Genomic DNA, 20,502 nt, shown 5'->3' with positions numbered 1-20,502 from the left:
CCGAGGAACAGCACAACCGCTACTTGACGGTTGGGTATGTGCCGGCGGTGAGTTCGGCCGTGTCACCGCCGGGAAGCGGTGGGACTCGCGACGAGGGGCAAGGCACGCGGCGGAGACGAGGACGCTCGTCGTGGGGCCGGGAGCGAGGGGCGGCGTGCGCCGTACGGGCTCCATGAACGGCGTGAGCGGCGCCGTTTCGGGCGCTCCCGCGCCGTTCACCCGCCCGAGACGCCGGTACGGGGAGCGGCCGGTGGATTCACGGAGCGGCTGCCCGTCGCGGGCGACGGGCGCTGCCTGCTGTACTCGGCGTTGGCCAGTACGCCCCCTGCCCTGTGGCCGCGCACGCTGACCTCCCGGCCGGAGGCGTCCGGAGCAGGTGACGCAACCACCGTGCACAGAAGCCTCGTCGCCGAGGCGGTGGCAGGCGGACCCGTCGTCCCGGGGGCGACCGCTCGACAGGAGCGCGGAGGCCCTGCGGTCCCTCGTACTGGAAGGACCGCGGGCCGGTCCCTGGGAAGACCTGCCCGCGGACGTCGTCGTGCCTTTCCACGAGGCCGGCAGGCCGAGATCGCAGCGGGACACGCCCACCTCCAGCGCGGTGCGCCGATCGAGTCGCTGAACGCCCGTGGGATCGCGGTGGTGCTGTCACCCCACTGGATACGGCCGATGGATCTGCGGCGGATGTACCTCGAAGCACGCGTCGATGCGTCGGCGCGTGAGCAGGACATGGAGCCGGCAACCGCAGTGGCGGCGGCGGAGAGCGAGGTGCCGGTCCGGACCGAACGGACCGGCGGCGAGCCGCAGCTCGCGCCGGAGCGCTGTCGCCGAGTGCGCAGTTCGCATACCTGGAGAAGCGCCTCGGGCCACTCTCCCTGGCGTCGCTGCCGGACGACGGGCTGCGCGCCGCGGCGACGCAAGCCGCCGCCCACGCACCGCTGACGGAGTCGGAACTGGAGAGCCTGGTCGAAGTCGTGGACCACTGGGTGCCCGGAAACGCGGCCTGGGCTCAGGGGACGGGAGAGATGCTGCCGGGCCCGGTCGCCCACACACTGGGCGTACGATTCCGCATCGTGCAGCCGCTGGCGGGCGGTTCCGCCGCCCGAGCAGTGGTCGGATCGCGCGGCGCGCCGACCGTGGACCTGTCCGTCAACGGGCAGGACCACTACGACGCGTCGGCGCCCCCGGTCGGGCCGCGCGTTGCAGTCGGCGCGATGCGGGGGCCACATCTTCGAGCGTCGAATCGAACATGTATGCGAGATCGCCTTGGCGGGACGAGGAAGAACGAGCCTGTGTATGAGTGGTGCGCGCCAGCCAGGCCGGTTGCGTCCCTGGAGGTGGTGTAGCGGGTGGGGCCCGATCCGGGGGTTTGTCCCGGCGTCCGGGTTGGTGCCTGCATAGAAAGACGGGCACCGGCTGATCTTCGGGCACTTCGAAGTGGAACAAGATCGAGCACCGGCTGTTCTCCCACATCACCCATAACTGGCGTGGACGCCCCCTGACCAGCCACGATGTCGTCATCGAGACGATCGCTGCCACCCGCACCCGGGCTGGACTGCGGGTCGAGGGCCATCTGGACCGCGGCGACTACCCCACCGGCATCGCGATCAGCAAGGACCGCTTTGCTGCCCCTGCCCCCGGTCGAGCACGACGTTCACGGCCAGTGGAACTACACCCTGTTGCACGAGCCCGCCACGGCGCGGACCCCGCAGGCCACCGGCGAGGCACACGGCATCGCCGAACGCCGACGTGTGCTCCTGGCCCGCCTGGCCGACCCGCGCCTGACCGGCCTTACCAGCACACAACTCGCCAAGTCATGCATCGAGTTGGCACCGCTGCAGGCGGCCCGGTCCCAAGAGCGCTACAGCCAACAGCGCGGCGGACGCGCCCGGCGGGCCACCGGCAAACTTCGCGGAAGCAAGCCGCTGTTCGACGACGCGGCCCGGGTCATGCTCACCCTCCTCTACCAACGGCAGGTGTGCTCGATGAAGCTGCTGAGCGACATGCTGGAGGTCACTCCCGAGTGCATCGGTCACCTCGTCACCGAGACCCGCCGGGTCCTGGAGAACCAGGGCCACCAGCCCGGATACGCCCCCACCCGATTCACCACGACGCCCGATCTGCTGGCCTTTCTCGACACGGCAGCGATCCCGCCGCGCACCCGGATCATGGAGAGCTTGTCCCATCCACGCCTGACTGGCATGTCCCACGAGGACCTCGACTCACTCGCCCGCCGACTCGCCCCGCGCCAGGCCGCTCAGACCGAACACACCTCCTATCAGCGCCGGGGAGCCGACCGGCAGCCGGGCAGCCGCGGCGGCGTCTTCCCCCAGAAGATCGGCGACAAGGACCGCGTCATCCTCGCCGTGCTCTACCTGCGCAAACTCTGCACCCTCGATGTCCTCGCCGACACGCTGGGCGACGTCAGCCGATCCTCGATCGGCAACGTCGTCCACGAGATCCGGCCCCTGCTCATGGAAGGTAGGCACCTCCCGCCACGGGCAACCACCCGCTACCGAAGCGCCGCTGATCTCCTTGCCGCCGCCCACAACGAGGACAACACACCGACAGGTTGATTCTTGACGGCTTCACTACGCGAGGAATCTGCTGTCCCAGGTCCCGAAATCCGCCCAGCCCCGGGTGGCCACCCTCCTGCGGACGGTCTTCGAGCAGCCCGACAGCGACGCGGTCCAGGCCCAGATGCGGCACGTCCTGGACGCCCTGGAAGCCAAGTTCCCCAAGGCCGCCGAGCACCTCGACACAGCCCAGGCCGATCTGCTGGCGTTCACTGCGTTCCCGCGTTTGATCTGGCGGCAGATCTGGTCCAACAACCCCCAAGAACGCCTGAACAAGGAGATCCGCCGCCGCACCGACGTCGTCGGGATCTTCCCCGACCGCACCGCCGTCATCCGCCTGATCGGCGCAGTCCTGGCCGAGCAGAACGACGAATGGACCGAAGCCCGCCGCTACATGAGCCGCGAACTACTGGCCAAGACCAGCCACCCGATCGAGTCAGAAGACAACGAGACCACCCTGCCCACCCAACTCACCTCCTAATGATGTTGTCAAGCCGTATCGGTGACGGGGAGGCTGGCTTGGTAGCACTGAGCCTTTTCCATCATCGGTCTGAGCTGGCCAGATGCAGGGTGAGGACGGCTTGGACGAGGGCTGTGATGCGGGTGGTGGAGCACCGGAGTTTGCGCAGGAGGCGCCAGTTCTTGAGGGTCGCCATGGCCTGCTCGACGAGGGCACGGATCTTCGCGTGGGACCGGTTCACCGCCTGCTGACCGGCGGAGAGGGACTCCCATCGCCCCCAGCAGGGGATGCGGACGGTTCCGCCGGCGCCTCGGTAGCCCTTGTCGGCCCAGCAGGGGATGTCCGCCTGGGCGAGGGCGTCGATGATGCCGTGTTCGCGGGCCGCCCGGATGTCGTGGAAGGCGCCGGGCAGGGCCGGTGAGGCCCACAGCAGCCGGCCGAACGGATCGGTGAGGACCTGCACGTTCATGCCGTGTCTCTTGTGCTTCCCCGAGTAGAAGGGCCGGTCCGCGGCGATGCGGTCGATGGGCAGCAGCGTGCCGTCAAGGAGGACGAACGCCTTCATCGAAGCGGTGCGGACGGCATCGGCCAGGGTGGGTGCGAGGGCTGCCAGGATGTCCACGGCCTCGGTGACGTAGCGGTATGCCGTCGTGGTCCCGATGCCGAACCCGGCGGCGAGCTGGGCGTACGGGTGGCCGTTGCGGAGGTGGACGAGAGTGAGCAGGCCCTGGCGGCCAGCGCTCAGGCGGCGCCAGCGGGTGCCGTGCTCCCGGCGGCGCTGACGGAGCTTGGCGGATAGGAAGCGCAGGGCAGAACTGGACACGTCGACGCCCGACGGGTAGACAAGCACACGAAGCCTCTGGTGGAGACGGATTTCTTGGTCGAAAACCCATCTACCAGGGGCTTCGCCGTGTTGTCACCCCAACTGCCCGCTCCCACCGGCAGGTTGGAAAAGGCTCACTGTCCGTCACGGATGAGAGCCCACAGGACATTTACGCGCCGACGGGCCAGAGCGAGAACTGCCTGGGTATGCCTCTTGCCTTCAGCCCGCTTGCGTTCGTAGAAACGGCGCGAGTCGTCGCAGCTGCGGATGCTGATGAGCGCGGAGGTGTAGAAGACACGTTGCAGGCCGCGGTGGTAGCGCCTGGGCCGGTGCAGGTTACCGCTGATGTTGCCCGAGTCCCGGGGGACCGGAGCGACTCCGGCGAGGCTGGCCAGGCGGTCGGCGGTGCCGTAGCGGCTCATGTCGCCAGCGGTGACCGCGAGGAACTCGGCGCCCAACAGCGGGCCGATGCCAGGCATGCTGGAGATCACTTCGGCAAGTTCGTGGTCGCGAAACCGGGCTGCAATGATCTTGTCGATCTCGCTGATCTGCTCGTTGAGGCTCATCACCTCCTTGGCCAGGGTGTGGATCACCTGGGCGATGATCTTCTGGCCGGGGACGGCGGTGTGCTGGCGTTCGGCTGCTTCCAAGGCGGCCTCGGCGAGGGCCTCGGGACTGCGCACGCTGCGGTTGCGCAGCCAGGTCACCAGCCGCTTTGCGCCGGTCCGGCGAAGGGCGGCGGGGGTCTGGTAGCCGGCCAGAAGGATCAGTGGTCCGAGATTGGTCAGGTCAAGGACCCGTTCCAAGGCAGGGAAGATGCTCGTGAGTTGACCGCGCAGGCGGTTGATCCTGCGGGTGCGGTCCGCGTTCAGGTCTGCCCGGCGGCTGGTAAGGACCCGCAGCTCGACGGCTTGTGCGTCGTCCGACCGCAGAACTGTCAGGTCGCGACGCATCCGGGCCTGATCAGCGATGACGGTGGCGTCCTTGGCGTCGGTCTTGCCCATGCCCCGGTAGCCGGCCGAGGCCCGATTGACGGCCAGGCCGGGTATGTAGACGAGGTGCTGGCCGTGGTTGAGCAGCACGCTGATCCACAGGGCGCCCATGCCATCAGCGACGTCGACCGCCCAGACCACATCCTCATCAAGGGCAAGTACGTCGGTGAGCAGGGCCAGCAGCTCTGGCTCGTCGTTCAGGACGCGCCGCGACAGCAGTCGTTCGCCCTCCGCGTTCAGAACCACGCAATGGTGATGGGTCTTTCCGATGTCCGTACCTGCCCAAATCTGGGCCACCCGTTCCTCCGGTCGTTCGATGTGCTGTTCTCCCGGACGACCTCGCCGGCGCGGTCCTACTCAGCGATCCGCTCGGAGGCGTTCGCAGCTCCTAATCAGCGGCCGAGTCGTCGTGAGACACCGGGCGGCCAGGTGAGTGGAACCATCGAGGGCAACCGCATAGAAGCCATGCCCGGTGTCTCTGGGCCTCTGGACCTTACGATGGCCCGTCCAACCCACGAAAAAGGTAGGACCGCATAACCTCAGAACAAGATCACCGAGTGGCCGTCGATACACCACTCCAGCGGACATGACCGCTGTGCACCGGGTTCTCCGCGAAGCCCCCCCGGTCCACCGCGTAGTTCAGAGCCGCCACGAAGGTCTTGCGCTTGCGGCGCGCCGTCGCCGAACCTCCGCCACTGTGAGCCCGATGGCCCGGATGTCTCACCTGTTCCGCCCCCTTTTCACAGGGCTGGTGTGCCATGGCGGCCAGGAAGGCGTGGGCGGGCATGGCCAGAGTGAGATGCCGGTACCAGCCGACATAGCGGCGACATCGTACTGGTCGAGGCCGCACTCGTTCTTCGCGGCCCGGAAGCACTCCTCGATCGCCCAGCGTGCCCCGGCGGCCCGCCCCAGGGAGTTGACATCTCGCATGCAAAGTCAGCGACACCCGTCACCTGCCGTCACCACCGACTACGGAACGGAGCCGCTCGTTTGACGGACCCCCCCTCATGCCAGGCCCAGGGCCACCGCTCGACCGACCACAAGCTGATCCGCAGGGCAGCGGCAATCTCCGCGTTCTTCTGCCCGCCCTCGAAACGCTCCACGACCTGGAAGCCCTAGCCGCTCCCGCATGGTCCTCTCGGCCTCGGTCAGCCCGCCGCCCTGCGCATACCTCACACCCAACGGCTATCGGTGCCGACGGCCAGCTGTCAGGCGAACGGCACCGACGTCACCCAATCATGTTCGGTAGCAAGCGAGCACAGCAGACCGGTCCCCCGTCACAACGGGTCGGAGGATCCTCCGCGCCATCGTCCAAGGGGCTCCACCCTGCGACCAGGTGGCCGGGTGCCGTCAGTAGTATACTGCCTGGTACCTCCAGTAGCTGAGCAACGCCTCCGGGCCGAACCTTAGTCCGACACCGCTGGCCTTGATCATCGTGGTCGGCGAGGTGAAGTCCGGATAGTAACCGTTGATACCGACGCTTCCGGTCTCCAGTTTGCGTGCGACTTGCAGCCCCCGCCCGATATCGCCGGTCCAGATTGTTGCGGCGAGACCGTATGCGGAGTCGTTGGCCAGACGTACAGCGTCCTCGTCGCCGTCGTGCGGGGTAATGGTCACGACGGGTCCTAATATCTCCTCGCTGGCGATCACCGAGTCGTTGTCGACGTCGGCGAACACCGTGGGCTCGACGAACCAGCCCTGTTGCAGGCCCATGGGGCGGCCACCGCCCGTCACCAGACGCGCACCTTCCTCTCGACCCTTGGCGATGTAGCCCTCAACCCGGTCGCGCTGCCGTGCACTGACCAACGGCCCCACGATCATGCCAGGTTCGAGGGAGTTGCCGACCGGAATGGACCGGGCGAGGGTCGTCACCAACTCGACGACTTCGTCGTAGCGGCGCCGCGGGGCCAGCACTCTGGCGGTGAGGAAGCACGTCTGCCCACTGTTCCCGTAGAAGGCCGCGGCAAGGTCGTCGCCCAGACGGACGAGGTCGAGGTCGGCGTCCTCGAGGACCAGAGCAGCAGACTTGCCGCTCAACTCCATTGAGACAGGGCGCAGAAGCCGGCCGCACACTTCGCCGATCCACCGCCCGCTTGCGGTCGAGCCGGTGAACGACACTTTGTCGACCTCCGGATGACTGATCAGGTAGGCGCCAGTTCCCCGCTCGCCCCAGACGACGTTCAGAGCGCCGTCGGGCAGACCCGCCTCAAGCGCCGCTTCGACCAGGAGGACCGAATCGAGCACCGTCTCGGGCGCAGGCTTCAACACGACAGTGCAACCTGCGGCAAGGGCCGGCGCCAGCTTGAGCACGGCCATGAAGATGGGGGAGTTCCACGGCACGACCGCGGCCACCACCCCCACTGGCACGCGTCGCAGCAAGGAAACGGCACGTTCTTCGTCCTGGTCGCCGACTTCTCCGTCCAGCAGGTCGGCGTAGTAGCGCAGTAGATAGCCGGGCCACACCGCTTCGCTCTCCCGCGCCAGGTGAATAGGCATGCCGCTCTGGTCGCTGACCAGCGGAGCGATTCGGCTTGCCCTTCTGTCAAGTGCGTCGGCGAAACGACGCAGAACCTGTGCTCGGTCTTCGGGCTTATGAGAAGCCCAGCCTGAGGGGTCGCAGAAAGCCGCTCGCGCAGCTGTCACCGCAGTATCGACGTCGGTCCCATTAGCGTGGGGCACGGAACCGATGATCCGTTCCGTGTTGGCGGACACGACCCTGATGCGCTTCGTGGAGTGCGGCCTCCGCCACTTTCCGCCGATAAAAAGATTCTGATGTTCGACGAAATCGGATGTCATCGTTATATTTCCCTCTTTCTCATTCTCCTTGGTGACACGCTGACGCTCGGGCGATACTTCTTTGCTCGATCACCGAATCAGCAGGGTTCGGAACCTTCCAATGGCCCTCTTCCCGCGTCGTTCGGCCTTATGACATGGCACGCGTCCATTCCCCTGCAACGGTGCCGCAGTCCCGGAAAGGGACACAAAAGGACGGCGACCTCCTCATCAGCCGCCGTCCTTTTCCTCCGCTCCGGACCGCCTTCAGCCGCTACGGCCTGATGTTGTCGATCGCAGCACGTTGGGTGGTAGCTCACTGAGCTCGGCTGCGAACGGATCTCCAGTGCACCCAGCGGTCGAAGCCGCCTCCGTGATCGGGCCCGCCATTACGGGTTTCACGCTCCACCAGTCGGACGGATGGTGCATGCCTCCTGCGGGTGAGGCCCAAAACGCTCGCCACGTCGTGCGGAACACGGTCGTCAGGGCGGGCGGAGCACAGCAGACCGCCCCCGACGTCCCGCGCCTGGCCTCTGTTCCGGACTGCCCCGGTACGGCTGAGACGCCTGGCCTGCCGCCGTGCTTCTCGCTCGTCAACCACGGCCATGCAGGGAACCTTTCGGCAAGACAAGCACTGTGTACGACGCTCGGCGGCGTAAGGGCAGGTGACCATCAGACCGCTCGGCGCCATCGCTTCGGATGAGACGGCACCGTGCGATCTCTCTTCACGCCGCATCCCCTCGAGGTTGCATCTCCGCGGGCAACGCGTCCTGGTCAAGCGACCGGTCGCGTTCCGGAACCGCTCCGACACCGCCCCTATTTGACGGAGCCGGCCATCACTCCTTCCACGAAATGCCGTTGGAAGGCAAAGAAAACGAGCAGAGGCACGATGAGGGACAGGAAGGCGCCGGGCGCGAGCACGTCGATGTTCGCGCCGAACTGCCGCATCTGGGACTGGAGGGCGACCGTCAGCGGCTGGGACTGGCTGTCGGCGAAGATCAGCGAGACCAGCATGTCGTTCCACACCCACAGGAACTGGAAGATGGTCAGGCTGGCCAGTGCGGGCTTACCCACCGGAAGGATCAGCCGGGTGAAGATCGTCCACTCTGTGCCGCCGTCCATCCGCGCGGCCTCGAGCATCTCCTTGGGGATCTCCGCGAAGTAGTTGCGCAGGAGGAAGATCGCGAACGGAAGCCCATACGCCACATGGAAGAGGATCACACCGTAGATCGAGCCGAAGATGCCCACCGCGCCGAACAGCTTCGCCACCGGCAGCAGGCCGATCTGGACGGGGACGACGAGCATCCCGACCACCACGAGGAAGACCGCGTCCCGGCCGGGGAACCGCAGCCACGCGAAGGCGTACCCCGCGAGCGCAGCAATCACCACGACCGCGGCGGTGGCCGGCACCGAGATGAGCACGGTGTTCCAGAACGCCTGGGTGATGTCGCCGTTGTCGAGCAGGTGTGAGTAGTTGGAAAAGGTGAGCGTGGAGGGGTGTATGAAGGCGGTCCACCAGCCGGAGGAGTCTTCCTCGGTTCCGGGCCGCAAGGAGGAGACGAGGAGCCCGACCGTTGGGGTGAGCCAGACCAGCCCGACCGCGACGAGAACCGCCTGGACGATCCCGTTGCGCAGGAGGGAGCCGACCTTGTGCCCGAATCCGGAAGTCGGTGTGGTACGGACGGCCGTATGGCGTTCTGGTGCGGATGCCGCGGCGGAGGCGGCGTTGCCGGCGAGTGTCATGAGCCGCTCCTGCGGAAGCGTCGGATATTGAGGATCATCGCCGGCACCACCAGCAGCAGCAGGACGACTCCGATGGCGCTGCCAAGGCCCTGGTTGTTGCCGCCGCCGAAGGAGACGAGCCACATCTGCAGCGCCAGCACGTTCGCGTTCTGCTGCACCGGTCCTGGGGCGATGATGTAGACGAGGTCGAAGACCTTCATCACGTTGATGATGAGCGTCACGAACACGACACTCAGGACGGGTGCGAGCAGCGGCACCGTGACCCGGCGGAAGGTCTGCCACTCACCGGCGCCATCCATGCGCGCCGCCTCAAGAACCTCGCGGGGCAGCGCGGCGAGGCCGGCTCCGATCAGGACGAGGGCGAACCCGGTCCACACCCAGAGGTAGGCCGCCATGATCGCCGGGGTCACAAGGCCGGGGCCGAGCCAGGAGATCCCGGTGTAGGCGGTGGCGAAGTTCGACTTCGGCAGGACCACTCGGTAGGAGCCGTCCGGCACCTTCGCGAACTGGAACGCCCCGTTCGGTCCGGTGGTGGCTGTGGCGACGGTGTGCCCGTCCTTCTGGAGTTGCACGTGGACACTGGGCAGCCCTCGTTCGCCCGGGTCGACCTGTCCGGGCCGGCCTCCCCCGCCGAGTCGGAAGTCGAGGAAGACTGTCCCGCCGACGGTGCCGGGCCGGGCCGCCGGGACAGCCGCCTGGACGGAGGAGGACGGAAGCTTGGTCGGCAAAATGCCAACCAGTCCGAGGTCCACGCTCTGCCCGGGAGCGGTGCTCTTCACGGTGGTGTACCCACCATGGCCGTCTCCCGCGAGCGTTGCTCCCTGGCCCTGTCGGGCGCGGGCACCGGGGTAGTTCGCCGAGTCGTGGAAGGCGTCATGGATCGACACGGCGGCGGCGTTCAGCACGCCGCGGTGCGGGTCCTGGTCGTAGACCAGGCGGAAAGTGATGCCGGCTGCGAGGAAGGAGACTGCCATCGGCATGAAGACCACCAGCTTGAAGGCGGTCTTCCAGCGCACCCGGTCCGTCAGTACCGCCAGGACGAGACCGACCCCGGTCAGCAGCGCCGGCACGACGAGCACCCACAGCATGGTGTTGCGTAGTGCCAGCAGCGTGGCGTGGTCGGTGAACAGGGTCTGGTAGTTGTCGAACCCGACGAACCGGTGACCTTTGGCATCGAAGAAACTGCGAACCACCGAGTAGATGATCGGGTAGCCGACGAGGGCGCCGAGCAGCACGAGGGCGGGGATGGCGAACACCACGGCGGTGATCTTCGCCTGGCGGGTCCGGCGGCGGGAGCCGCCAGGGACGACGCCGCCCGCGCATCCGACGGGCGGTGGAGCGGTCTGGGCTGTGGCCACGACTCTGCCTCAGTCCTTGTAGGCCTTGGCGGCGGCGGTTTCCAGCGTCGCCGCGGTCTTCTTGGGGTCGGACGGGTCGCGCAGGAAGTCCTGGAGGATCTTCCACTCGCCGGTGCCCGCCGTGCCGCCGAACGCCGCCGGCGCCTGGTCGGACATGTCGAACCTGACTCCGTTGCCGGCGTCCACGATCGACTTGGCCGTCTCACGCAGCGTCGGGTCGGTGTAGTCGCTCAGCGGGACACCCTTGTTGGGCGAGATGTATCCGCCCGCCTTCGCCCAGATCGCAGCCGCCTGCGGACTGGCCAGGTACTTCACCAGCGCCATGCCGGCGGCCTTGTCCTTGCCTTTGTTCAGCACCACGGCCGCGTCACCGCCGCCGACCACCGGTTCCTGGCCGCCGTCGACCGAAGGGAAGGGGAAGAACTTGGCGTCGGTACCGACCTTCTTGTGCAGCGACTCGACGTTGCCGCTGACGAAGTCGCCCTCGTATGTCATGCCGGCCTTGGGCGAGTCGCCGAAGACCTGCTCCACCGAGGTGGGGAAGTCCGTGGCCAGGGCACCCTTGCGGCCACCGGCGATGAGGTCGTCCTGCTTGAAGAACGAGCCAAGGGTGGTGAGCGCCTTGACCACGGTGGGATCGGTCCACTTGATCTGGTGCTGGGCGAGCTTGTCATAGTTCGCCGGCCCCGCCTGGGAGAGGTAGATGTTCTCGAACCAGTCGGTCAGCGGCCAGCCGTCCTGCCCGCCAATGGAGAACGCCGCCAGGCCCGAGTCGGAGATGGTCTTGGCGTCGGTCATCATCTGCGCGTAGGTCGACGGGACCGTGACGCCGGCGTTGGTGAACGCGGTGGGGCTGTACCAGACGGTCGACTTGTCCGAGGCCTTGAAGTACAGCGCGTACAAGGTGCCCTTGACGCTCCCGTAGTTCTTCCACACGGGTGCGTAATTCCGCGTCACGGCCGAGTCCACCTCGGCGGAAAGGGGCTGCAGCCAGCCGCTGGCGGCGAACTGCTGCACCACCCCGACCTGTGGGACCATCACCACGTCGGGGGCGTCACCGCCGGCGATCTTGCTGCCGATGACGGTGGAGACGTTGTCTCCGGTGGAGACGAACTCTGTCTTGGCTCCGGTGGAGTCGGTGAAGCCCTGCAGCACCTTCTTGAAGTTGGCCTGCTCCTCGCCGGTCCACACACCGGCCACCGTCACCGTGTGGCCCTTGAGACTCTGCCCGCTCCCGGCCGCCGCTGGGCCGTCGCCCGAGGAACCGCCGCAGGCGGTCGCGGTCAGGGCCAGGCCGGCCGTCGCGGCCACGGCGGGGAGGATACGTCGCACTCTCATGATGAACTCCGTTGTCCGTGCGTGCCCACGAGGTGCGGGCACGACTCGAAAGGCGGCTCCGGGAGCCGGGAACTCGCCCGGGCCGAAGGGAACTGCGCGTCAGGGACGCGTCGGAACAAGCCCGGAGGAAGGCGCAAGAGAGGAAGGCGCGGACCACGGCCGCGGGGAGTCCTGTCCCCTGGGCTGGGACAAGGGACGGCAGCGGTCCGCGCCGATCAGGGGCTACCCGAGCCCACGGGGAAAGGGCACCGGGGCGGGGCAGGGGGAGGATTACCGCAGTACGGTGGGGTCGATCCACCAGGCGGCGGTGTTGCCGGGCAGCCGTCCCTCCGGGCACGGCGCGCTGGCCAGCAGCGGAGTACCCGAGGCTGGCGCGGGGACCGGCTCGTCACCGAAGTTGACCGCGCAGACCAGACCCTCCCCGCGGACGAAGACCAGCACATGGGGCGCGCTGTCCAGCCAGCGCAACCCCTCGTCCTGGAACTGAGGCAGCCGGTTCCGCAACGCGAGGGCCTCGCGGTAGAGGTGCCACGACGAAGTGGTGTCCAACTGAGCCCTGTCGGTGGTGTACCCGGCGAACCAGTCGGGTTGCGGAAGCCACGGCCGGGCCGAGCCCTCCGCCGCGGTGAATCCGAACGGCGAGGCGTGCCCGGACCACGGCAGAGGCACCCGGCATCCGTCCCTGACGTAGCGGCGGCTGCCGGTGCGCAGGAAGATCGGATCGGTCAGCACGTCGTCCGGCAGGTCGATGACTTCGGGCAACCCCAACTCCTCGCCCTGATAGATGTACGCCGCGCCGGGAAGGGCCAGCATCAGCAGCGCCGCCGCGCGCGCCCTCGCGGTTCCGACCAACGGCGTTGCCTCGTCGGAGCCGTAGCGCGTCACCGTCCGGACCTGATCATGGTTGTTCAGCACCCAGGTGACCGTCGAACCGGTGCCGGCGATGTCGACCAGCGCATCGCTGATCACCGTCCGAAACGCCCTCGCGTTCCAGGGCGCACTCAGCAGGTGGAAGAAAAACGCCTGGTGCAGTTCGTCCGGCCGCACATAGCGGGCCTGATCGGCAGCCGTCGGGACCGAGACCTCGCCGACGAGCAGTCGCTCGCGACCGTCCCGGGACGTGTACTCCTCGCAGACCGCCCGCCATCGCCGCCACACCTCGTGAACTTCGGGCCGGTTCCACGCCAGCGGATTCACCGAGTCACGAGTCCGCTCATCGGCGTCAGGATCCGGGGAGTCCGGCAGATCGGGGTGGCGGAAGAGCCCCGCGGCAACGTCGATCCGGAAGCCGTCGACGTCCCGGTCCAGCCAGAAGCGCAGGATGTCCTCGAACTCGTCCCCCACCCGCGGGTCTCGCCAGTTCAAGTCCGCCTGGTCTGGGGTGAACAGGTGCAGGTACCACTGCCCGGCGCTGCCGTCAGGCTCGGTGACCCGGCTCCACGCCGGGCCGCCGAACATCGCCCGCCAGTTGTTCGGCGGCAGTTCCCCATCGTCGCCGCGCCCTTCGCGGAAGTGGAAGAACCGACGGTACGGGCTGTCCGGGCCACCCGCCAGCGCGCTCCGAAACCAGGGGTGCTCGGTCGAGCAGTGGTTGGGAACGATGTCGATCACCACCCGCAGGCCGAGCCGGTGGGCGTCGGCGACCAGTCCGTCGAACTCCGCCATGTCCCCGTACACCGGATCCACCATGCGGTAGTCGGCGACGTCGTAGCCGTGGTCGCGCTGCGGCGAGGGGTAGAAGGGGCTCAGCCAGATCCCGTCCACACCCAGCCTGCTCAGGTAGGGCAGCCCGGCGCGGACTCCGGCGAGATCGCCGATACCGTCGCCGGTGCTGTCCAGGAAGCTGCGAATGTAGACCTGGTAGACCACGGCACTGCGCCACCAGGGCCGCTGTTGGCGTGCAGGGGCCGCGACCGTGGACGGCTTCGCGGAGGCAGTGGGGACAACTGCTGCCGATGACGCCGGAGCCGCCGGGGACGGAAACGAGGCCTCCGAAGCGACCGGACCGCCCGGCTCGATCGCGCCTGGTATTGCGAACACCCAACACCGTCCAAAGTGCCGGCCCGCCCACACCGCGAGGCGGGGCGGGGCGTGAGCAGGCCCCCGAAGACAGAGGGCCTGCTCACGAACACATGACGAGCACGTCGCGGGATGCGACACCGGAGGGAAGCTCACCGGTCGCTCGTGATAGTTACACGTTAGCTAGCGAGGGCGAACACATGTCAACGATGTTGCGGCAGTTGGCCCTCTGATGGCACGAAAGGGCACTTCCGGCGGCCTCGAAGGAACCACTGCACGCACTACCTAACACATATGCAGCTATCGGCTGTCGCCCAGATAAGTTGGCAACGTCCGCGCAGCCGCCGCGCCTGGCGCCATCGCGGCCACGGGCGGGGCGGGGGTGGGCAACGCTCCCGGAGGTAGGGAGAAGAAGTAAGCGCGGGCCGGCGCCCGAACTCTTCGGAGGCCGCATGCGGACGCCTGCGCGGCCAGCGGCCCGGGGTGCGGAAGCCCGCTATGCATGCGTGCACGTCACGCTGGACCCCGCTCGGGGATGGATCCGCCCGACATAGGCCCTACTAGAGCATTTTGGGGCCCAGCAGGCACTCCGCGTGACCCGGCACCCTGGCGATCGTTGGGTGCCATCGCGCCCCCGCGTCAGTCAGCCGGAGTGGACGATGGCCGTCAGCTCGCGCGCCAGCCGCGCCGATGCCTCGTCAACTGTGAGATGCCCGCGCAGCGCCTCGCTGGTGATCCCGGCCACCGCAAGGCTCACCTGGTCGTAGTGCGCGCTCTTCGGCCGCGGAACGGCCGAGTCCACACTCTGCTTGAGCACTGGCAGGTACGGGTAACGGCGCACGAGGGCTGGGTCGCTGTAGAGGGAAGCCCATACCGGCGCCAGCGACCCCTCGGTGAGCACTTGCCGCTGCACTCCCTCGCTGGACAGGTACGCCAGAAGGTCCCTGGCGGTCTGCGGGTGTCGGGAGTGCACGTTCACCGCCAGGTCGGACCCGCCGAGCACGCCGGTGCCGGGTCCGTTCTCACCAGGCAGCGGGACCACACCGACGTTGCCCGCGACCGCCGAACCGGCCGCGTTCGCCTCGTCGTAGACATAGGGCCAGTTACGGAGGAACAGCAGGTGACCGGCCTGGAAGTCGCGCCGGGACTCCTCCTCCTTGAAGTTCAGCGCGGCCTTGGGAATCCAGCCCTGCCGTACGCCGTCGACCAGAAAGGCAAGGCCGGCCCGCGCGGCCGGGGAGTCGACGTCGACCGTGCGGCCTTCGTCGCCCAGGATGGTGCCGCCTGCGGACTGGACTGCCTCGGTGACGTTGACCGTCAGTCCCTCGTAGGGAAGCAACTGCCCTGCGTAACCCTGCAGTCCGTAACGCGGTGCGATCGTCCGCGCGTCGTCCGACAGCTGTGCCCAGGTGCGCGGCGGAGACACACCGGCCTTGGCGAGGATGTCCTTGCGATAGTAGAGCAGGCCTGCGTTGGTGACGTAGGGCATCGCGTATAGCTGACCGTGAAAGGTAGCGGTGCTGGTGACCGACGGAAGGAGGTGGGACAGCGGAAGCCTGCCACGGTCCAGCGGCTCGATCCAACCCGCGGCGGCAAACTCCGAAGTCCAGGCGACATCGAGGTTCAGGACATCGAAACGGGAGCTTCCCGCCCGCAGACTGTCGGCCATCTGCACGTAAGTCTCGTCGGCCGCCTCCGGCAACTGAATCAGCGTCACCCGCTGACCGGGGTGCAACCGGTTCCAACCGTCCAGCACATGCTGGAGGTATCCGGTCAGGTCCCGGCCGGTGGCCAAGGTGATCGGACCGAGGCCGGAGTCTCCGCCGCCCCGGCCGCCGGCGCAGCCGGCGAGAAGTGTCAGCAGGGCGGCTGCGATCGCCCGGCCGGTCCGGCAGGCGAGTCCTGACTGCGCCATCCCGTGCCTCCCCTTGCCGTTCGAGTCGCCGAACGGCGCCACCTACGCGTCATGTATATCGGCGGGCGGCCTGCGATGCTACGGTCCATTCGTACATTCTCCGCGGCCGTCCCGCAGAACCGATCACCCTTGGTGCTGGACGGACCGGCAGGTCGGGAGGAGGCCGATCCGAGGTGCGCTTCGCGCTTCTCGCGCTCCTCGCCAAGGGCCCGGCGCACGGCTACGAGCTGAAGCAGGCGTTCGAGGCCCGTCTCGGCGCCGCCTATCCCCAACTGAACATCGGCCAGGTCTACGTCACCCTCACCAGGCTGGAGAAGGCCGGGCTGATCCGCGGACAAGACGTCGAGCAGTCGGGACGTCCCAACAAGCGGACTTACGAGCTGACTCCCGCCGGCCATGAGGCCGTGGCCGCCTGGCTGGAAGAGCCGTCCGAGGAACCACGGGTACGTGACGAGTTCTTCATGAAACTTGCCCTTGCAAGGGACACTGGCATGGCGGACCCTATCGGTTTGATCAACAAGCAGCGCAGGCACTACCTGAACCTGATGCGGGCCATGTCCCGTCTGGCCGGTGTCGACGAACCCGGCAACCCCTACCCGCGCCTGCTCGTCGACGGCGCGGTGCTGCATCTCCAGGCGGACCTGGACTGGCTGGAGAAGTGTCAGGAGGAACTCGAGTGAGACGCAACGGCGCGTCGCGGCAGGACGCCCCACAAGGCGGACATCTACTTGTTGCCGAGGAGCTTGTCAAGAGCCACCGGGTCAACGGGGCGGCGGTCAAGGCTGTCCGCGGCATCGACCTGGTCGTCGAGACCGGTGAGTTCGTGGCCGTGACCGGTCCGTCCGGAGCCGGCAAGTCCACGCTGCTCCACCTCTTGGGCGGCTTGCAGCGTCCCGACAGCGGCCGCATTCTGTTGGGCGGACGGCGCGTCGACCAGTTGAGCGAAGCGCGGTGGGCCGCCCTGCGCCGTCGCCGCGTCGGCATCGTCTTCCAGTTCTTCAATCTGGTGTCCACCCTCACCGTGGCGGACAACGTGGAATTGCCCGGCCTTCTCGCCGGCCGTCCCGGGCGGGACGTCCGCTCAGAGCGGGCCGGGTTGCTCGACGAACTGGGGCTCACCGGCAAGGAGGACAGCACTCCCTCAGACCTGTCCGGCGGCCAACAGCAGCGTGTCGCCCTCGCCCGCGCGTTGATCAACCGTCCGAACTTGCTGCTCGCTGACGAGCCGACCGGCAGCCTCGACAGCAGAGGCACCCGAGAGGTGCTGGGCCTGCTTTCGCGCTGCCACCAGCGAGGGCAGACCATCGTACTGGTCACCCACGACGCCGGGGTTGCCAGCGCCGCCGACCGCGTCGTGAGCCTCTTCGACGGCCGTGTGGCCGACGACGTACGCTTCCCCGACCCGCCGACGCGTCCCGGTGCTGTCAGCGCGGTCGTGCGGCTCACCGGCTGACCGCCGTGCGTGCCGTACTGCGCTGGGCGCTGGCCGACCTGCGCACTCACCTCGGCCAGGCGGTCACCATCGTGCTGGCCGGTGCCGGCGTCACGATGGCGCTCCTGATATCCGTCGCCTTCCTGGTCGTCGCTGCCCACCCCTGGCAGCGCTTGTTCACCGCCACACACGGGGCCCACGTGTGGATGCGCGTGCACCCCGGGGCAGACACCTCCGCGCTGCGACGGCTGGACACCGTCACGGACATCGCGGGCCCCTACCGCACCATCTCCGTCAGCGTGCAGCACGGAGCGAACAAGGCAACGGTGGGCCTGCGCGCTTCCACCTCCAAGCCGCCGACGGTAGGTCGGCCCGAGATCGTCGCGGGCAGGTGGCCGGCCGCCGACTTCGGCACGGCGGCTCCCACCGGAGCCTCGGCCGGCTCCGGTGTGCCAGTGGTCCTAGAGCGGTCGGTCGCCGCCGCGCTGTGGGCCGAGCCCGGCGACGACATCACCGCCCGCGTAGACGGCACAACAGTAAGGTTGACGGTCGCCGCGCTCGCGGACACCGCCGAGCCGCACTACTCGCCGGGAAGCTACCCGGGCATCGGCTGGGCGCCCAAGGCATTTGTGGACGCCACGGCCTCGCGCACGGGTGGCGGCACACAGACTGTCGGCCTGGTCACCTCTGCCCCCGGCGACACCCGCTATCTTGTGCAGCAGGCGGTCGCCGCCGTCGGCCCGGACACCGTGATCTCAGTTTCCACCTGGCGCGATGCGCGGGCTGACGCGGAGGACGACAGTCACCTGTTGGGGGTGTTCACCGGGTTGTTCGGGCTGGGCGCGCTGCTTGCCGCAGCGGTCGCCGCGACCGGTGGCATAGGCGTGCGGGTACGCGCCCACGCACGGGATGTCTCCATCCTCAAGGCAATCGGCATGGCGCCCCGCCAGGTGGCAGGCACCTTCCTGCTCCAGCACCTCGTCCTCGTGGGCGGCGGGGTCCTCACGGGTGTCACGGCCATCGAGACGCTGGGCACTCGCATGCCCGGCTCTATCGGCCAGGCCATGACGGTTTGGCGGGAGCTCCCGTCCCAAGGCTGGTCGGTGTCGCTGATCTGCGCGGCTACGCTGCTGGTGATCTGCTCCGGCGCGGCTATGGCCGGGTGGCGCGCGGCACGACTGCCGGCCATCCCCATGGCCCGCAGGGCGGTTCCGCCCAGTGGCCGTCTTTCCTGGGGTGCCCGCACGCTCCTGCGGTGGCGGGTGCCACCGCCCCTGGTGCTCGGATGGCGCGCTACCGCCATTCGTCCGGGCCGCACCGCGATGGCAGTTCTGCGCATCACCATCCCTCTGCTGCTTATCAGTACGGTGCTGGGCACCTGGGCGACCCTGGACGCCGTTCAACACCACCCGTCGCACTACGGCCTGACCGGACAGCTCAGCGCTCGCGCGAGTACCGATCCCGGCGCAGTGCAGAAGTTGCTGATCGGCGCCCCCGGCGTGGTTCAGGCACGTCCTGAGATCGAACTCGCCGCACTCGCCCCAGGACAGACCGGGACCGTCGCGCTGCGCGGCATCGGCACTGCGGCGCACCCGTACCCGTTCGCCGTGGTCCAGGGCCGGGCACCCGCCGGACTGGACGAGGCCGTTGCTGGTCAAGGCCTGTTCACCGCACTCGACGTCTCGGTCGGGCAGTGGATCCGTCTGACCGTCGGCAGCACCCCCTACATCCTGCACCTCGTCGGACGGAACATCGAGACGGCCAACAGCGGCCTGGTCGTGTCCACAGGATTTGACATCCTCCAGGACCAGGCACCCTCACTGCGGCCGGCATCCTACAACCTGCAACTGCGTCCTGGGGTCAACCCGGACGCCGAGCGTGTGGCGCTGGCCGCAGCGAGCCGGGGCGCCGTTGAGATCGACAGGGTCAACGACCCCCTGACGGCAGAGTTCTCACCGATGCGCCGGGTGATCGTCGGCTTGATCCTCCTACTGGGCTTGGTGGTCTTGACAGAGCTTTCCACCACCACTGCCTCTGTCGTACGCGACCACGCGGTCGACCTGCGGGCCTACCGCGCCGCCGGGCTCACCCCGCGGCAGATCGTCGCGGCCATGAGCATCAGCACGACGCTTCCCGCCCTTGCGGCGGCGTTCGCCGGGGCTGCGCTCGGTGTCCTCGCCTCACACCGACTCGTTGACCTCGAAGGCGCTAGCAGCGGTATCGGCGCTGGTATCGCTCACTCCGCCTCGCCCGTGGTACTGCTCCTGCTTGTGGGCGCCACCAGTTTGGTGGCTGCGCTCGCCTGCGTGCCAGCGTCGATCCGGGCGGTGCGCCACGCGGCCACCAGACCCGCCGAGTTGTGAGACCAGGAGGCCGCGCCCGGAGATCGTGCATCACCTCCAGGGCCGCTACACCGGGCTCGAATCATGTGTCAGAGGAAGGGGAACACCAGCCACGTGACGCGCCACCGGCCACGCGCGGACCGTCCGGCAGCGATGCCGCCTGGTGCGTGAGAAAGCACGGAAGGTCTGCCGGCAGCCGAGCGTGGGACACACCAGACGCCGCACCCGCACACGGACCACCACTCGGCGACCGTCGACCGGCACGTCAGCGACGGTCCGCCAGTAGTAGCCGTGCACCCGCCCCGTCAACGCCCCGCACACCGGACAGACCACAGCCTCCTGCGGAGTCCGCGCCCTCATCACGATCCGCTCACCCTCGTCGGCCACATCCTCGACCACCAGCGGCAACAGACCCGAAAACACCACCCGCACAAGCTCGTTGACGTCCTCCACACCTAGTCAACGACCCTCACGACTCTCCGTCACCACCGAAAGTGAGACAGGGCCGCTCGTTTGACAGACCCGGATGTCGGCGTAGCCGACTCCGTGGACGGCTGCCAGGGTCCGCCGGTTGAAGAAGCCGGGTACGTGGTCGTCGATGCCCGGAACCAGGTGGTCGGGGCGGCGGGCAGCGGCGAGGACCGCGTCGTGCTGCCGGGCGGGGAGCCTGGGCGGCACGCCGGATGAGGACGGCGACGCGGGCGGTCCGTAGTCGGCCTTCCACTGTTCGTACGC

11 protein-coding genes and 5 pseudogenes are annotated in these 20,502 nt (G+C 68.2%); 5 read left to right on the top strand and 11 right to left on the bottom strand.

What is annotated here, in order from left to right:
- Positions 1–1,423: 1,423 nt before the first annotated feature.
- Positions 1,424–2,573 (top strand): annotated as a pseudogene (locus tag RVR_RS08545) (ISAzo13-like element transposase-related protein); the annotation flags it as partial.
- Between the two features lie 7 nt (positions 2,574–2,580).
- A pseudogene (locus RVR_RS08540) lies at positions 2,581–3,054 on the top strand (transposase); the annotation flags it as partial.
- A 61-nt stretch (positions 3,055–3,115) separates the two neighbouring features.
- On the opposite strand, the gene RVR_RS08535 reads toward RVR_RS08540, so the two are convergent.
- From RVR_RS08535 to RVR_RS08500, 10 genes and pseudogenes are all read right to left on the bottom strand, one after another.
- Positions 3,116–3,883 (bottom strand): IS5 family transposase, encoded by a 768-nt coding sequence (locus RVR_RS08535; RefSeq protein ID WP_202233271.1) that lies wholly within the window; start codon positions 3,881–3,883, stop codon positions 3,116–3,118.
- A gap of 107 nt (positions 3,884–3,990) precedes the next feature.
- On the bottom strand, positions 3,991–5,145 hold the full coding sequence (locus tag RVR_RS08530; protein WP_202233270.1) for an IS110 family RNA-guided transposase: 1,155 nt from the start codon (positions 5,143–5,145) through the stop codon (positions 3,991–3,993).
- Positions 5,146–5,611: 466 nt separating this feature from the next.
- Positions 5,612–5,754: pseudogene (locus RVR_RS39090) on the bottom strand (IS701 family transposase); the annotation flags it as partial.
- A 59-nt stretch (positions 5,755–5,813) separates the two neighbouring features.
- Positions 5,814–6,024, bottom strand: a pseudogene (locus RVR_RS39085) (IS630 family transposase); the annotation flags it as partial.
- Positions 6,025–6,198: 174 nt separating this feature from the next.
- Entirely contained in the window at positions 6,199–7,644 is a 1,446-nt protein-coding gene (locus RVR_RS08525; RefSeq protein WP_202233269.1) for an aldehyde dehydrogenase, read from the bottom strand.
- A gap of 792 nt (positions 7,645–8,436) precedes the next feature.
- Positions 8,437–9,363 (bottom strand): carbohydrate ABC transporter permease, encoded by a 927-nt coding sequence (locus tag RVR_RS08520; protein WP_202233268.1) that lies wholly within the window; start codon positions 9,361–9,363, stop codon positions 8,437–8,439.
- Positions 9,360–10,721: an ABC transporter permease gene (locus tag RVR_RS08515; protein WP_202233267.1), complete on the bottom strand. Its 1,362-nt coding sequence runs from the start codon at positions 10,719–10,721 to the stop codon at positions 9,360–9,362. Before RVR_RS08515 ends, RVR_RS08520 begins: the two co-directional genes overlap by 4 nt.
- Positions 10,722–10,730: 9 nt before the next feature.
- Positions 10,731–12,062 carry an ABC transporter substrate-binding protein gene (locus RVR_RS08510; RefSeq protein ID WP_430393224.1) on the bottom strand — a complete coding sequence of 444 codons (1,332 nt, stop codon included), beginning with the start codon at positions 12,060–12,062 and terminating at the stop codon, positions 10,731–10,733.
- 267 nt (positions 12,063–12,329) lie between these two features.
- Positions 12,330–13,928: a glycoside hydrolase family 13 protein gene (locus tag RVR_RS08505; RefSeq protein ID WP_237404640.1), complete on the bottom strand. Its 1,599-nt coding sequence runs from the start codon at positions 13,926–13,928 to the stop codon at positions 12,330–12,332.
- A 793-nt stretch (positions 13,929–14,721) separates the two neighbouring features.
- Positions 14,722–15,993: an ABC transporter substrate-binding protein gene (locus tag RVR_RS08500; protein WP_202233265.1), complete on the bottom strand. Its 1,272-nt coding sequence runs from the start codon at positions 15,991–15,993 to the stop codon at positions 14,722–14,724.
- 173 nt (positions 15,994–16,166) lie between these two features.
- Between RVR_RS08500 and RVR_RS08495 the strand changes: the two genes are divergently transcribed.
- The 3 genes from RVR_RS08495 to RVR_RS08485 are packed head-to-tail and all read left to right on the top strand — an operon-like array spanning position 16,167 to position 19,788.
- Positions 16,167–16,673, top strand: a complete 507-nt coding sequence (locus RVR_RS08495) for a PadR family transcriptional regulator (RefSeq protein WP_202233264.1) — start codon at positions 16,167–16,169, stop codon at positions 16,671–16,673.
- Positions 16,670–17,446 carry an ABC transporter ATP-binding protein gene (locus tag RVR_RS08490; protein ID WP_202233263.1) on the top strand — a complete coding sequence of 259 codons (777 nt, stop codon included), beginning with the start codon at positions 16,670–16,672 and terminating at the stop codon, positions 17,444–17,446. The genes RVR_RS08495 and RVR_RS08490 overlap by 4 nt, the downstream gene beginning before the upstream one ends.
- A 5-nt stretch (positions 17,447–17,451) precedes the next feature.
- Positions 17,452–19,788: an ABC transporter permease gene (locus RVR_RS08485; RefSeq protein WP_202233262.1), complete on the top strand. Its 2,337-nt coding sequence runs from the start codon at positions 17,452–17,454 to the stop codon at positions 19,786–19,788.
- Between the two features lie 114 nt (positions 19,789–19,902).
- On the opposite strand, the pseudogene RVR_RS08480 reads toward RVR_RS08485, so the two are convergent.
- A pseudogene (locus RVR_RS08480) lies at positions 19,903–20,220 on the bottom strand (transposase family protein); the annotation flags it as partial.
- Positions 20,221–20,502 lie beyond the last annotated feature (282 nt).

This window comes from Streptomyces sp. SN-593 (genome assembly GCF_016756395.1).
In the GTDB taxonomy this organism is placed as follows: domain Bacteria; phylum Actinomycetota; class Actinomycetes; order Streptomycetales; family Streptomycetaceae; genus Actinacidiphila; species Actinacidiphila reveromycinica.
This window is presented reverse-complemented; position numbering and strand designations above follow the sequence as displayed.